The 13,620-nt window shown below is 72.1% G+C and carries 12 protein-coding genes and 1 pseudogene; all 13 read left to right on the forward strand.

What is annotated here, in order from left to right; all coding sequences use genetic code 11:
* The first annotated feature begins 86 nt into the window (after positions 1–86).
* Positions 87–1,316 carry a M20 family metallopeptidase gene (locus ABWI04_RS38390; RefSeq protein WP_353835454.1) on the forward strand — a complete coding sequence of 410 codons (1,230 nt, stop codon included), beginning with the start codon at positions 87–89 and terminating at the stop codon, positions 1,314–1,316.
* Between the two features lie 304 nt (positions 1,317–1,620).
* Positions 1,621–2,646, forward strand: coding sequence for a BMP family lipoprotein (locus ABWI04_RS38395; protein WP_345176711.1), 1,026 nt, complete (start codon positions 1,621–1,623; stop codon positions 2,644–2,646).
* Between the two features lie 162 nt (positions 2,647–2,808).
* Positions 2,809–4,347, forward strand: coding sequence for an ABC transporter ATP-binding protein (locus tag ABWI04_RS38400; protein WP_353835446.1), 1,539 nt, complete (start codon positions 2,809–2,811; stop codon positions 4,345–4,347).
* Positions 4,344–5,672, forward strand: coding sequence for an ABC transporter permease (locus ABWI04_RS38405; protein WP_353835447.1), 1,329 nt, complete (start codon positions 4,344–4,346; stop codon positions 5,670–5,672). Before ABWI04_RS38400 ends, ABWI04_RS38405 begins: the two co-directional genes overlap by 4 nt.
* Complete coding sequence (locus tag ABWI04_RS38410; RefSeq protein ID WP_353835448.1) at positions 5,669–7,027, forward strand: ABC transporter permease; 1,359 nt, start codon at positions 5,669–5,671, stop codon at positions 7,025–7,027. Before ABWI04_RS38405 ends, ABWI04_RS38410 begins: the two co-directional genes overlap by 4 nt.
* A 168-nt stretch (positions 7,028–7,195) precedes the next feature.
* Complete coding sequence (locus ABWI04_RS38415; RefSeq protein WP_353835449.1) at positions 7,196–7,600, forward strand: cytidine deaminase; 405 nt, start codon at positions 7,196–7,198, stop codon at positions 7,598–7,600.
* Between the two features lie 59 nt (positions 7,601–7,659).
* Positions 7,660–8,934 (forward strand): thymidine phosphorylase, encoded by a 1,275-nt coding sequence (locus ABWI04_RS38420; protein ID WP_353835450.1) that lies wholly within the window; start codon positions 7,660–7,662, stop codon positions 8,932–8,934.
* A 90-nt stretch (positions 8,935–9,024) separates the two neighbouring features.
* A complete protein-coding gene (locus ABWI04_RS38425; RefSeq protein ID WP_353835451.1) occupies positions 9,025–10,878 on the forward strand; it encodes a Xaa-Pro dipeptidyl-peptidase in 1,854 nt (617 codons plus the stop codon).
* Between the two features lie 209 nt (positions 10,879–11,087).
* Positions 11,088–11,285 carry a hypothetical protein gene (locus ABWI04_RS38430; protein WP_353835452.1) on the forward strand — a complete coding sequence of 66 codons (198 nt, stop codon included), beginning with the start codon at positions 11,088–11,090 and terminating at the stop codon, positions 11,283–11,285.
* A 51-nt stretch (positions 11,286–11,336) separates the two neighbouring features.
* Positions 11,337–11,831: a hypothetical protein gene (locus ABWI04_RS38435; RefSeq protein WP_345176731.1), complete on the forward strand. Its 495-nt coding sequence runs from the start codon at positions 11,337–11,339 to the stop codon at positions 11,829–11,831.
* On the forward strand, positions 11,803–12,669 hold the full coding sequence (locus ABWI04_RS38440; RefSeq protein WP_353835453.1) for an alpha/beta fold hydrolase: 867 nt from the start codon (positions 11,803–11,805) through the stop codon (positions 12,667–12,669). The genes ABWI04_RS38435 and ABWI04_RS38440 overlap by 29 nt, the downstream gene beginning before the upstream one ends.
* 143 nt (positions 12,670–12,812) lie before the next feature.
* Positions 12,813–13,322: a hypothetical protein gene (locus ABWI04_RS38445; protein ID WP_345176736.1), complete on the forward strand. Its 510-nt coding sequence runs from the start codon at positions 12,813–12,815 to the stop codon at positions 13,320–13,322.
* A 58-nt stretch (positions 13,323–13,380) separates the two neighbouring features.
* Positions 13,381–13,620: pseudogene (locus tag ABWI04_RS38450) on the forward strand (hypothetical protein); the annotation flags it as partial.

The following is a 13,620-nucleotide window of genomic DNA, read 5'->3' on the forward strand; positions in this document are numbered from 1 at the left end:
GGTGCAGCTCCTGGACGTCCTGCTCCACCGCGTCGAGCGTCCGCGCCAGCGCGCGATGGGAGTCGCGGTCGAGGTCGAGCGGCGCCGTGCTGCAGCCGCAGCTCGACGCGTTCCTCGCCGGGCACGAGGCGGAGCTGATCGCCTTCCGCCGCGACCTGCACATGCACCCCGAGCTCGGCTACGCCGAGCACCGCACCACCCGCAGGCTCGCCGAGCGGCTCCGCGCGGCCGGGCTCGAACCCGTGATCCTGCCGAAGGGCACCGGGCTGTTCTGCGACATCGGCCCCGCCGACGGCACGACCGTGGCGCTGCGGGCCGACATCGACGCGCTCCCGCTCCAGGACGAGAAGGAGGGCGTCGCCTACCGGTCGACCGTCCCCGGCGTCGCGCACGCGTGCGGCCACGACGTGCACACCGCGATGGTGCTGGGCGCGGGCCTGTTCCTGGCCCAGCAGGCGGAGGCGGGGCTGCTGCCCGGCCGCGTCCGGCTGCTGTTCCAGCCCGCCGAGGAGACGCCCGGCGGAGCGCTGGACGTCATGGCCGCCGGCGGCATCGCGGGCGTCGACCGCGCCTTCGCGCTGCACTGCGACCCCCGCATCGAGGTCGGCCAGCTCGGGCTGCGCACCGGCCCGATCACCGCGGCCTGCGACAAGGTCTACGTGAAGGTCACCGGGCCCGGCGGGCACACCGCCCGGCCGCACCTGACCGCCGACCTGGTCTACGCGCTCGCCAAGATCGTCACCGAGCTGCCGTCCGCGCTGTCGCGGCGCGTCGACCCGCGCTCCAGCCTGTCGCTGGTGTGGGGCCGCGTCTCGGCCGGGTCCGTCGCCAACGCCATCCCCGACGACGGGATCGCCGAGGGCACCGTCCGCTGCCTGGACGACGAGGCGTGGCACCGGGCGCCGGAGATGATGAAGGCGCTGCTGCAGTCGGTCGCCGCCGCCTACGACGTGGAGGCGTCGCTGGACTACGTGCGGGGCGTCCCGCCGACCGTGAACGAGGTGGCCAGCGTGCAGATGTTCCGCGACGCGGCCGCCCAGGTCATGGACGAGGACGGCGTCGTGCCGACCCCGCAGAGCCTCGGCGGCGAGGACTTCGGCTGGTACCTGGAGTCGATCCCCGGCGCGCTCGCCCGGCTCGGCGTCCGCACTCCCGGCTCGCCCGGCGAGTACGACCTGCACCGCGGCGACTTCGACGTCGACGAGCGGTGCATCGCCGTCGGCATGAAGGTGCTGAGCGCGACCGCGCTGACCGCGCTGTGGGACGGCGGACGTCCCGGCGACGCCGAGTCGATCGAGGGCGCCGCGCTGGCCTAGACTCCCCCCGCCGGCCGGGCTTGATCACCAGGCGTCATCGCCCGGCCTGTCGCTTTCCGTCCTTTCGGACGCCCGCGCACGAGGGCCTCGCGCGCCGGTCAGCGCCGTCCATGGCGGCGCTGACCTGTGGCGATATGCCTACGCATTGGTAACGGACCTGTTGCGAAACCGTGCAAGCAAGAGGTTTGCCCTCATTCGCGAGGTAGCGTCCTGACGATTTCGGTGACCGGATCTGTCACCGGACCGTGGGTGGGACGGAAGGAGCGCTACCTTGCGCCGTGGACTGAAGATTACGCTCGTCACCGTGACGGGTGCGGCGCTGACGCTCAGCGCTTCCGCGTGCGGTGGCAAGAAGGCCGACAGCGGCGACGGCGGCGGCGACGGCAAGAAGACCCTCAAGATCGGTCTGGCCTTCGACATCGGCGGCCGCGGCGACCAGTCCTTCAACGACTCGGCGGCCGCGGGCCTCGACAAGGCCAAGAAGGACCTGGACGTCAAGACCGAGGAGATCTCCGCCAAGCCGGACGAGCCGGACTCCGACAAGGAGTCGCGCCTGCGTCTGCTGGCCAACAAGGGCTACAACCCGGTCATCGGCGTCGGCTTCGCCTACACGGCCTCGATCAACAAGGTCGCCAAGGACTTCCCGAACACCAAGTTCCTCGTCGTCGACGCCGACCAGTGCAAGGTCGAGGGCGCCAACGTCAGCGGCGCCTGCTTCTCCGAGGAGCAGGGGTCCTACCTGGTCGGCGCCGCGGCCGCGCTGAAGTCCAAGACCGGCACGATCGGGTTCATCGGCGGCGTCAACGTCCCGCTGATCAACAAGTTCTTCGCCGGGTACCAGGCGGGTGCGAAGAAGGCCAAGCCGGGCATCAAGGTGCTGCCCGCCAAGTACCTCACGCAGCCCCCGAACTTCAACGGCTTCAAGGACGCCGGTCTCGGCAACGAGGCGGCCAAGGGCCAGCTCGACGAGAACGCCGACGTGATCTACCACGCGGCGGGCGGCGCGGGCATCGGCGTCATCAAGACCGTCGGCGCGGCCAAGAAGTGGGCGATCGGCGTCGACTCCGACCAGTACAACCAGCCCGCGGTCGCCGGGGTGAAGGCCCAGATCCTGACGTCCATGGAGAAGCACGTGGACGTCGCGGTGTACGACTTCGTCGAGAGCGTCGCCAAGGGCACCTTCAAGGCCGGCACCACGCAGTACAACCTGAGCAACGACGGCATCGGGTACGCCACCTCCGGCGGCAACGTCGACGACATCAAGGCCAAGCTCGACGAGCTGAAGGCGGAGATCGTCAGCGGCAAGATCACCGTTCCGACCAAGGCCTGACGCCGCGGCCGGGACGCGGGAGCACGCTCCCGCGCGGCGACGTGCCGGCCGGTCCGCCGGCCGACGCGCGCACCGGGCGCCATCTCGTGGTGGCGCCCGGTGCGGCGGCACGTATCCCCGTCCAGGACCTCTCTCACGTTCTAGGCAGGAGGAGGGGCACTCGTGCCTGACCAGGTGCCGGCCGTGCGGCTGACATCGATCACCAAGCGGTTCCCCGGAGTGGTGGCCAACCGCGACATCAACCTCACCATCGAGCGCGGCGAGGTGCACGCGCTCTGCGGTGAGAACGGCGCCGGCAAGTCCACGCTGATGAAGATCCTTTACGGGATGCAGCGGCCGGACGAGGGCACCGTCGAGGTCGACGGCGAGCAGGCGGCCTTCCGGACGCCGGCCGACGCGATCGCCCGCGGCATCGGCATGGTGCACCAGCACTTCAAGCTGGCCGACAACCTCACCGTCCTGGAGAACGTGATCCTCGGCGCCGAGCCCCGCGCCAGGGGCCGGCGGCGCGGCCGGATCGACTTCGCCGCCGCGCGCGCCAAGATCAAGGAGATGTCGCAGGCGTACGGGCTGCGGGTCGACCCCGACGTGCTGGTCGAGACGCTCGGCGTCGGCGAGCGGCAGCGCGTGGAGATCCTCAAGGTGCTCTACCGCGGCGCCCGCGTGCTCATCCTGGACGAGCCGACCGCGGTGCTCGTCCCGCAGGAGGTCGAGGAGCTGTTCGGCAACCTGCGCGAGCTGCGCGCCGAGGGCCTGACCGTCCTGTTCATCTCCCACAAGCTGGACGAGGTGCTGACCGTCGCCGACACGATCTCGGTGATCCGGCGCGGCACGACGGTCGCGACCCGGCTCGACCCGCGCGAGGTGACGTCCCGGCGCCTGGCCGAGCTGATGGTCGGGTCCGAGCTGCCCACCCCGGAGCTGCGCGAGTCCACCGTCACCGAGGACGTCCAGCTGGACGTGGCCGGGCTCACCGTGCTGACCTCCGAGGGCCGTCCCGTGGTGGACGGCGTGTCGCTGCGCATCCGCCGCGGCGAGATCGTCGGGCTGGCCGGTGTCGAGGGCAACGGGCAGACCGAGCTCATCGAGGCGATCATGGGCATCCGCGGCGCCGACGCCGGGACCATCGGCTACGGCGGCGAGGACGTCACCTCGTGGTCGACGCGGCGGCGCCGCGAGGCCGGCATCGCCTACATCCCCGAGGACCGGCACCGCCACGGGCTCGTCCTGGAGGGGACGCTCTGGGAGAACCGCATGCTGGGCCACCAGACCCGGCGCCCGAACGTGCGGGGCCCGTGGATCGACCGGCGCGGCGCCCGCCGCGACACCACCCGGATCGTCCAGGCCTACGACGTGCGGACGCCGGGGATCGACGTGCCCGCCGCCGCGCTGTCGGGCGGCAACCAGCAGAAGCTCATCGTCGGGCGGGAGATGTCCGGCGACCCGCGGCTGCTGATCGCGGCGCATCCGACGCGCGGCATCGACGTCGGCGCCCAGGCCGCCATCTGGGAGTACCTGCGGCAGGCCCGCGCGGACGGGCTGGCCGTGCTGCTGATCAGCGCCGATCTTGAGGAACTCATCGGTATGTCCGACACCCTGCACGTGATCCTGCGGGGGCGGCTGGTCGCGGAGGTCGATCCGCGGACCGTCACCCCCGAGGAGCTCGGCTCCGCCATGACCGGTGCCGGAGCGCCCGCATGAGCGACGAGCGCAAGGACCTGGACCCGGCGGGCGAGGAGCCCGCGGGCGGCGGGGAACCGGCGGGCGCGACGCCCCCGGCCGACGTCCCCGCGCCGCGTCCGGGCGAGAGCCCCGATCCCGGGAAGCTGCCCGAGAAGGCGTCCGGCCCGGTGGAGCCGGAGACGGTGCCGTCGTGGAAGGCGATGCTGCGCGGCCTCGGCCCGCGGGGGCTCGGCCTGAAGATCGGCGCGCCGGTGCTGGCGCTGCTGATCTCCCTCGGCATCACGATGATCCTGCTGCGGGTCACCGGCGCCGACCCGGTCAGCTCGATCCAGAGCATGATCGACTACGGCACGACCGACAACTCGATCGTCGACATCGTCAACCGCGCCACCCGCTACTACCTGTCGGCCGTGGCCGTGGCCATCGGGTTCCGGATGGCGCTGCTGAACATCGGCGTGGACGGCCAGTACCGGATCGCCGCGTTCCTCGCCGCCGCGCTCGGCGGCGCGCTGGCGCTGCCCGCCCCCCTCGGCCAGATGCTGACGATCGTCGCGGCGATGGTGGTCGGCGGGCTGTGGGCGGCGATCGCGGGCGTGCTGAAGGTGACCCGCGGGGTCAGCGAGGTGCTGTCCACGATCATGCTGAACGCGATCGCGACCGGCCTGATCGCCTACCTGCTGAACGACAAGCGGCTCGCCGAGGTGCGGCCGGGCAGCAACAACGTCGCGACGCCGCAGATCCCCGAGTCGGGACGGGTCGGCGGCCTGAACGGCCTCCTGTCCTCGATCGGCATCGACCTGCCGGGCGACGTCTACGGGCTGCTGCCGCTGGCGATCCTGGTCGGCGTCGTGTTCTGGGTCGTCATCAACCGCACGCGTTTCGGGTTCGACCTGAAGGTGTCGGGGCTGTCGCCGTCGGCGGCGCAGGCCAGCGGCGTCAACGCCCGCCGCATGATCGTCTACACGATGGTCGCGTCCGGCGTGGTGGCGGGCCTGATCGGCATGCCGGAGCTGCTCGGCGCGTCCTACGAGTACTCGCTGAACTTCCCGGCCGGCCTCGGCTTCACCGGCATCACGGTCGCGCTGCTCGGCCGCAACCATCCGGCCGGGATCGCGCTGGCCGCGCTGCTGTTCGCGTTCCTCGACCAGACCTCCGACGTCCTCCAGGAGGTCGACGTCCCGAAGGAGATCGTCGGGGTGATGCAGGGCGTGGTCGTGCTGACCGTCGTCATCGTGTACGAGCTCGTCCGGCGCTGGGAGATCCGGCTGCAGCAGCGGGCCGTCGCCGCCGAGCTGGCCACCGGCCACGACCTGGCCCGCGAGGCCGCTGGGAGCGCCTCATGAGCACCGCCACCGAGACGGCCCCGGCCCGCAAGGCCGCGAGCGGCGCGCGCCGGCTGCGCTGGCCGCACTACCTGCTCATCGCGTCCGGCCTGCTGGTGCTGCTGTCGCTGGTCCGGGTGATCGACGACGCCGACCCGGTGACCTCCAGCGGGACGGTCAGCGCCGCGCTGCGCCTCGCCGTGCCGATCTTCCTGGCCGGGCTCGGCGGGCTGTGGTCCGAGCGGTCCGGCGTGATCAACATCGGCCTCGAGGGCATGATGATCCTCGGCACCTGGACGGGCGCCTGGGCCGGCTACCAGTGGGGCCCGTGGATCGGCGTCCTCGCCGGGATCATCGGCGGCGTGCTCGGCGGGCTGCTGCACGCGATCGCGACCGTGTCGTTCGGCGTCGACCACATCGTGTCCGGCGTCGCGATCAACATCCTCGGGCTGGGGCTCACCCAGTTCCTCGCCGGGCTGATCTTCGACAAGGGGGAGGCGAAGGCGCTCGGCGGCGGCCCCCGGCAGTCTCCGCCCGTCGATCCGATCCCGACGCTGACGCTGCCGGTGCTGTCCGGAGGCAAGATCGGCGGCTGGCAGAGCCCCGACTGGCTCGGCTCGCTGGAGAGGCACCACTGGTTCCTCGTGTCGGACCTCGCGGGGATCGTCCGCGGTCTCACCAGCGACATGTCGCTGCTGACGCTCGTGGCGCTGCTGCTCCTCCCGGCCAGCTTCTTCGTGCTGTGGCGGACGGCGTTCGGTCTGCGGATCCGCTCGTGCGGCGAGGACGCGTACGCGGCCGAGTCGCTCGGCGTGCAGGTCTACCGGATGAAGTACGCGGCCGTGATGATCTCGGGCGGTTTCGCGGGCCTGGCGGGCGCGTTCCTCGTCACCGTCGCCGCGCCGATCTACCAGGACGGCCAGACCAACGGCCGCGGGTTCATCGGCCTCGCCGCCATGATCTTCGGCAACTGGCGTCCGGGCGGCCTGGCCGCGGGCTCGCTGCTGTTCGGCTACACCGACGCGATGAACGTGCGCGGCGGCGGCCAGTCGGTGCACGCGCTGCTGCTGTTCGTGGCGATCCTGCTGATCGGTGTCGCGGTCTGGCAGGGCGTGCGAGCGAACCGCCTGCTCCCGCAGGCGGCGCTGGACGCGGCGCACCGCCGCGACATGCGGGGCGCCTTGGTCGGCTCCGCGCTGTCCCTGGTCACGGCCGCCGCGCTGCTCACGTGGTTCCTGCTGAGCGACATCGTCCCCGGCGAGCTGGTCTCCTTCACGCCGCACCTGACGACGCTGCTCGTCCTGGCCCTGGCCAGCCAACGCCTCCGCATGCCCGCCGCCAACGGGCTCCGCTACCGGCGCGGTGAGGCACGCTGACCGGCGGCCGGAGCGCAGCGGAGGACGTCGGTCAGCTGCTGTTGTCGGGGGTTTGGGGGTCGTCCCCCGAGGGGGTGTTGGTCCGACGGCCGGAGCGCAGCGGAGGACGTCGGTCAGCTGCCCTTGCCGGGGGGTTTGGGGGGTCGTCCCCCCAGAAAGGTAGGGCTCATGGAGATTGATTGGCCTGTTCTTCGCGCTGCGGCGCGGGAGGCTATGGAACGTGCCTACTGCCCGTACTCCGGGTTTCCGGTCGGGGCCGCCGCGCTGGTGGACGACGGCCGGGTGATCACCGGGTGCAACGTGGAGAACGCCTCGTACGGGGTCGGGCTGTGCGCGGAGTGCGCGGTCGTGTCGGCGCTGCACGGGCCCGGCAAGTCCGAGCGGCCGCGGCTGGTCGCCATGGCGGTGGTCGACCGGCACGGGAATCCGCTGATGCCGTGCGGGCGCTGCCGGCAGTTGCTGTGGGAGCACGGCGGCGCCCCGATGCTGCTGGAGACGACGCGCGGCATCCTGCCCATGTCGGACGTCCTGCCGGACGCGTTCGGTCCCGACGATCTCGTGGACCGGGCCTGACCGACGCACCCTGGCCGGCACACCCTGGCCGGCTCGGTTTCACCTTCTGAGAGGATTTCGTGGACGCCACCGATGTCATCCGCGCCAAGCGGGACGGGGGGACGCTGACCCCCGAGCAGATCGACTGGGCGGTGGACGCCTACACGCGGGGCGTGATCGCCGAAGAGCAGATGTCGGCGCTGGCGATGGCGATCCTGCTGAACGGCATGTCGCGGGCCGAGGTGGCCCGGTGGACCGAGGCGATGATCCGGTCCGGGGAGCGGATGGACTGGTCGGCGCTGGACCGTCCGACCACCGACAAGCACTCCACCGGCGGGGTCGGCGACAAGATCACTCTGCCGCTGGCGCCGCTGGTGGCGGCGTGCGGGGCGGCGGTCCCGCAGCTGTCGGGGCGCGGCCTCGGGCACACCGGCGGGACGCTCGACAAGCTGGAGTCGATTCCGGGCTGGCGGGCGTCGCTGTCGAACGCCGAGATGCTGGACGTGCTGCGCTCGGCGGGCGCGGTCATCTGCGCGGCGGGCGGCGGCCTCGCGCCCGCCGACCGCAAGCTCTACGCGCTGCGGGACGTGACCGGCACGGTGGAGTCGATCCCGCTGATCGCCTCCTCGATCATGTCGAAGAAGATCGCCGAGGGCACGGGCGCGCTGGTGCTGGACGTCAAGGTCGGCTCGGGCGCGTTCATGAAGACGGCGGACCGGGCCCGCGAGCTGGCCGAGACGATGGTCGCGATCGGCGCCGACCACGGGCTGCGCACGGTCGCGCTGCTGACCGCGATGGACCGTCCGCTCGGCAACGCGGTCGGCAACGCCGTCGAGGTGGCCGAGTCGGTGGAGGTGCTCGCCGGGGGAGGCCCGTCCGACGTGGTCGAGCTGACCCTGACGCTGGCGCGGGAGATGCTCGCCGCCGCCGGGATCTCCGGGAGGGACCCGGCGGACGCGCTGAAGGACGGCTCCGCCATGGACGCCTGGCGCCGCATGATCACCGCGCAGGGCGGCGATCCGGACGCGCCGCTGCCGGCCGCCCGCGAGACCCATGTGGTCACCGCCCCGTCCTCGGGCGTGCTGACCAGGCTGGACGCCTACGGGGTGGGCGTCGCGGCGTGGCGTCTGGGCGCCGGCCGGGCCCGCAAGGAGGACCCGGTGTCGTTCGGCGCGGGCGTGATCTGCCATGCCAAGCCGGGCGACACGGTCAAGGCGGGCCGGCCGCTGCTGACGCTGCACGCCGACGACGAGGCCAGGTTCGGTCGCGCGCTGGAGGCCCTGGACGGCGCCTTCGACATCGAGGCAGGCGGCACCGTGCCCGCGCTCCCCCTGGTCATCGACCGGATCGCGTGAACCGGCCGGTTTGTTAAGAATCACCGTTGACGGGCGTTGTGTCCGCTCTGGAAGCTGATCAGGTTTCTCTCAGCAGCCAAGGAGCGGACGTTGCGACTCTCACTCCTCCCCGCCGCGGCGCTCGCGGGCGCGGTCGGCCTCGCGGCCGGCACCGTGCCCGCGTACGCCGACGCGGGACGTCCTCACATCGTGGTGAAGGACGGCAAGACGCAGCCCACGTTCTCGTTCAAGGACGCCATCCGCGAGAAGGTGTTCGTCGAGACGACCGTGGACAGCGACCGGGACGGCGAACGCGACCGCGTCTCCGTCTACATCACCCGCCCGAAGGAGACCGGCGGCGGCCTCAAGGTCGCCTCGATCCTCGAGGGCAGCCCCTATTACGCGGGCCTCCAGGACCCGCCGTACCATCCGGCCGACGTCACCGACCACCCGCGCCTCGCGCCGTGGACGCCGCCGCCCGGTCCGCCCGGACCGACGAGCTACTCGCGCGTCTACTACGACAACTACTTCGTCTCCCGCGGCTACGCCGTCCTCGCGGCCGACACCCTCGGCACGGGCGACTCCGACGGCTGCCCGACCGCCGTCGGGCCGAACGAGGCGCAGGGCATGAAGTCGGTCATCGAGTGGCTCACCGGCAAGGCCACCGCGTACGACGCCCAGGGCAACAGGATCCGCGCGGGATGGTCGACCGGGAACGTCGCCATGGCCGGCAAGTCCTACGACGGCACGCTGCCCCTGGCGGCCGCCGCGACCCGGGTGTCCGGCCTCAAGACGGTCGTGTCCATCTCCGGCGTGTCGAACTGGTACGACGAGTACCGCGCCAACGGCGGCGTCGTCGCACCGGACGGCTGGGAGGGCGAGGACCTCGACCTGCACGCCAAGGCCGTGCTGACCCGGCGCGACCCCGAGGTCTGCGCGCCCGTCATGCACGACCTCGAGAAGAAGATGGACCGGGTCACCGGCGACTACAACCGGACCTGGGACGAGCGGAACTTCGCCAAGTCCGCGCCCCGCTTCAAGGCCAGCGTGTTCATGACCAGCGGACTCGCCGACTGGAACGTCAAGCCGATCCAGATGTCCCTGCTGTGGGACGGCCTGAAGAAGGCCGGCGTCGACCGCAAGCTGTGGATCCACCAGGCCGCGCACGACGAGCCTCTGGACGTCCGCCAGAGCGTGTGGCTCGAATCCCTGAACCTGTGGTTCGCGCATGAGCTCTACAACGTCCGCAACGACATCATGCGCCAGCCCAAGGTCGACCTGGAGCGCACCCCCGGCCAGTGGGAGACGCACAAGGACTGGCCTGAGGCCTCGGCCCGCCCCGTGCCGCTCGGCCTGTCGGCCAAGGGCCTCGGCGAGCGCGGCGCCGGCACCCAGCAGCTGGTGGACGACCCGTCCCGCAAGGCCGAGGAACTGGCCGCGAACCCGGACGCGGCGGACCCGAACCGCCTGGTCTACCTCACGCCGAAGCTGACCAAGGCCATGCGGCTCAGCGGCACGGCGCGGATCAAGCTGCGCGCCTCCGTCGACGGCCGCTCGCCGTACCTGTCGGCCCTCCTGGTCGACTACGGCTCCGACGAGCGCGTCTCCGGCTTCGTTCCGACGTCCGACCGGTGGTGCTACGGCGACTCGATCCCCGGCGACGAGGGCTGCCGGACCGTCCGGAAGTACACCACCGCCGTCAGCCCGTTCAAGATCGTGACGCGCGGCTGGACGGACGTGCGCAACCGCGAGTCGATCTGGCGCAGCAGCCCGGTGACGCCCGGCAAGGACTACACGTTCAGCTGGCCCATGCAGCCGTACGACTACGTCTTCAAGCCCGGCCATCGGATCGGCCTCATGGTGCTGGCCACCGACCACGCCTACACGCTCCGCTACCCGGCGGGCACGAAGGTCAAGGTCGACCTGCACGGCAGCACCCTGACCCTGCCCCTCACCAGCGGCTGACCCGGCACGCCCCGAGGTAGGGGCGGCCATTGAAGAGCTGCGCCCGGAACGCCGAATCGGCGTTCCGGGCGCACGCCTTCATGGCCCGTGCGCGCTCGCCCCCACGCGCGGCGGGGCCGTCCCTTCACCGACTCCCGCAGCGCGGGCAGTTCGGCGGGCCTTCGGCTCCCCCGCGGGGTCCTGGACGCCTCGTTCGGGCTTGCTCGCCGATGTCCGACGACACCTGCGACCGCACGGAACCTGACCTGTTCACCCTCCGGTCGTCGGCCGGCGGCATCCAGTTGAGGCCCCAGGGCCGCGATCTCTGCGTCGGTGTGAAGGGCGAGCCCGCGGTCCGCGCCCCGGTGCTCCAGTTGCCGTGCGACGAACGCGCGCCCGGCCAGCTCTTCACCGTCGCCGACCGCTAGCGCCGTTCACTACTTGACGCGGAGGAGCAAGTACTTGCTATCGTTCGTCAAGTGACGACCACGCAAGACCACATCGAGCTCGTCGCCGAGCTGGTCCGGACGCTGGAGACGCGGATCTTCGATCCCCTGGAGATCCTGCTGGCCTCCGACGAGCCGCTCGGGCCGATCAGGGCGCGGCTGCGCGTGGAGGCCGAGGTGTGGGCGGCCCAGCTGCTCGGCGCCGACCGGGAGCGGGCCACGCTGACCGCGGCACGGCTCATCGGGGTGCTGTTCCCCGGTGACGGGCCCTTCGACCCGCCCGCCGCGTGGTGGCGCACCGCGCTGGGACGGGCCGTGGCCCGCACGACCGCCCACCCCGCGGCGGCCGTCCCGTACTCCACGGCCGGGGCGATGCTCGGCATCACCCGGCAAGGCGTCCACGACCTGGTGAAACGCGGAAAGCTCGACAGGGATCCCGGCGGCGGCGTCACCACCTCCTCCATTCGCGACCGGCTCGACCGACCCCAGGAGAACACCCGTGGCACCGCAAGAAGTGATCATCGATGACCGTCCGGTCCGCCTGGCCGCCCGCGACCACGGCGGGGCCGGGTCTCCGGTGCTGCTGCTCCACGGCCTGGGCGGCACCCTCCTGCACTGGGACGCCGTCGCGCCCCTGCTGACCGGCGCGCACCGGGTCGTCGCGATGGACCTGCGCGGCCACGGGCTGTCCGGCGACGGGCCGTGGGAGTGGGAGGCCGTCCTGGACGACGTGCAGGCGGTCGTCGACCACTTCGGCCTGACCGCTCCTCTCGTGGTCGGCCATTCCTTCGGCGGCATGGTCGCGGTGCGGTGGGCGCTGCGCCATCCGGACGGTCCCGGGATCGTCAACATCGACGGCCTGCGCTCGGCCGAGACCGCGCCGGAGCACTACGCGGGCATCGAGCCCGACGAACTGACCCCGCTGCTGGCGGAGCTGAAGTCCCTCTTCGACGCCCAGGCCGAGGCGATGGCCCGGCCGCTGCCCGAGGCCCAAGCCGCGATGCTTCCCTCGCGGGCGCTGCGCACCACCGATGAGGGCGTCTACGCGCGGCCGGACGCGGAGCTGGCCGGGCAGATCAGGTACGACCCGTACTTCCAGGACAGCGTGGCGGCGGTGGCCGGCATCCGCTGCCCCGCCCTGTTCGTCCTGGCCACCGAGAACCTGCCCGGCCTGCCGGGCCGCGTCGGCGACCTCATGGCGGCGCAGCGTGCGGGCGTCCGCCGCGACCTGCTGGCCCTCACCGCCGATCGGCCGCACCTGCGCGTGCTCGAACTGGCCGGCAGCCACGCCGCGGTCGCGGAACGGCCCGAGGAGATCGCCCGGGCCGTGCTGGAATGCGGCGCCCACCGCCCGAACCTTTCCTAGAACACCGGACGGGCGCGTCGCCGGCCATTGAAAAAAGGATCACCGAACCAAACCGGGGCCGTCCTCATCAGAGATGGGCATAAGGGGGACACGGTCCAGCGGGCTGAAAGTCGAGTAAGCCACCGTGTCGATATGGGGAGAACATGCGACTCGGTAAGGCGGCCGTTCTCGGCCTTGTGATCGGTACGGCGACGCTCGGCGCGGCCGCGCCCGCGATGGCCGACCCCGGCGACGTCGTCGTGAAGCCCGCGCAGGCGCGCCCCGGCGAGCAGGTCACCGTCGTGGGGAAGAAGTGCGAGGTCGACGGCACGGCGGGCTCGCTGGCCTTCGTGGGCGGGGCCGTCCCGCTGAACGGCGCGGAGGAGGTCGACGGCCGCGCCGGTCTCGCGACCATCAAGAAGGACACCTTCGCCGGCACCTACACGGTGCTCGTGCGGTGCGGCGCGTACAAGGGGACCGGCGAGGTCCACGTCGTGGACGGCAAGGCGCGTCCGATGTCGCAGCCCACCCCGACCGGCGGGCCGGCGACGGGATTCGGCGGCGGGACGGGCGGCGCGGACACCGCCCTTCTGGCCGGCGGAGGCGTCCTGCTGCTGGGCGGGATCGGTGTCGGCGCCATTGCCGTCCGACGCAGGAATGGCGCGAGCGCGTAATACCGCAGCCTTTCTCGCGAAGGCTGACTCCGACAATTCTAAGGGGACGGGAAGGGCGATGGGGAGAAAGGGCGGCCGGTGGGGCCCGGGGGCGGCGGCAGCGGTCCTGACGGCCGCCGGTCTCGTCCTGGTCGTCCTCGGGCTGGGCGGGCGGGCCGGTCCGCCCAGCCCGCCCGCGTGGGCCGCGACCCCGCGGGCGGTCGACCCGCACCGGCCCGTGCTGGACCGCGCCCAGCCCGTCCGGGGGTCCCACGATCGGGAGAGCACACGTCAGAACTACAGACACCCGGGATGTCAT

The sequence above is a fragment of the Actinomadura sp. NPDC000929 genome, assembly GCF_040492065.1.
Lineage (GTDB): Bacteria > Actinomycetota > Actinomycetes > Streptosporangiales > Streptosporangiaceae > Spirillospora > Spirillospora verrucosospora.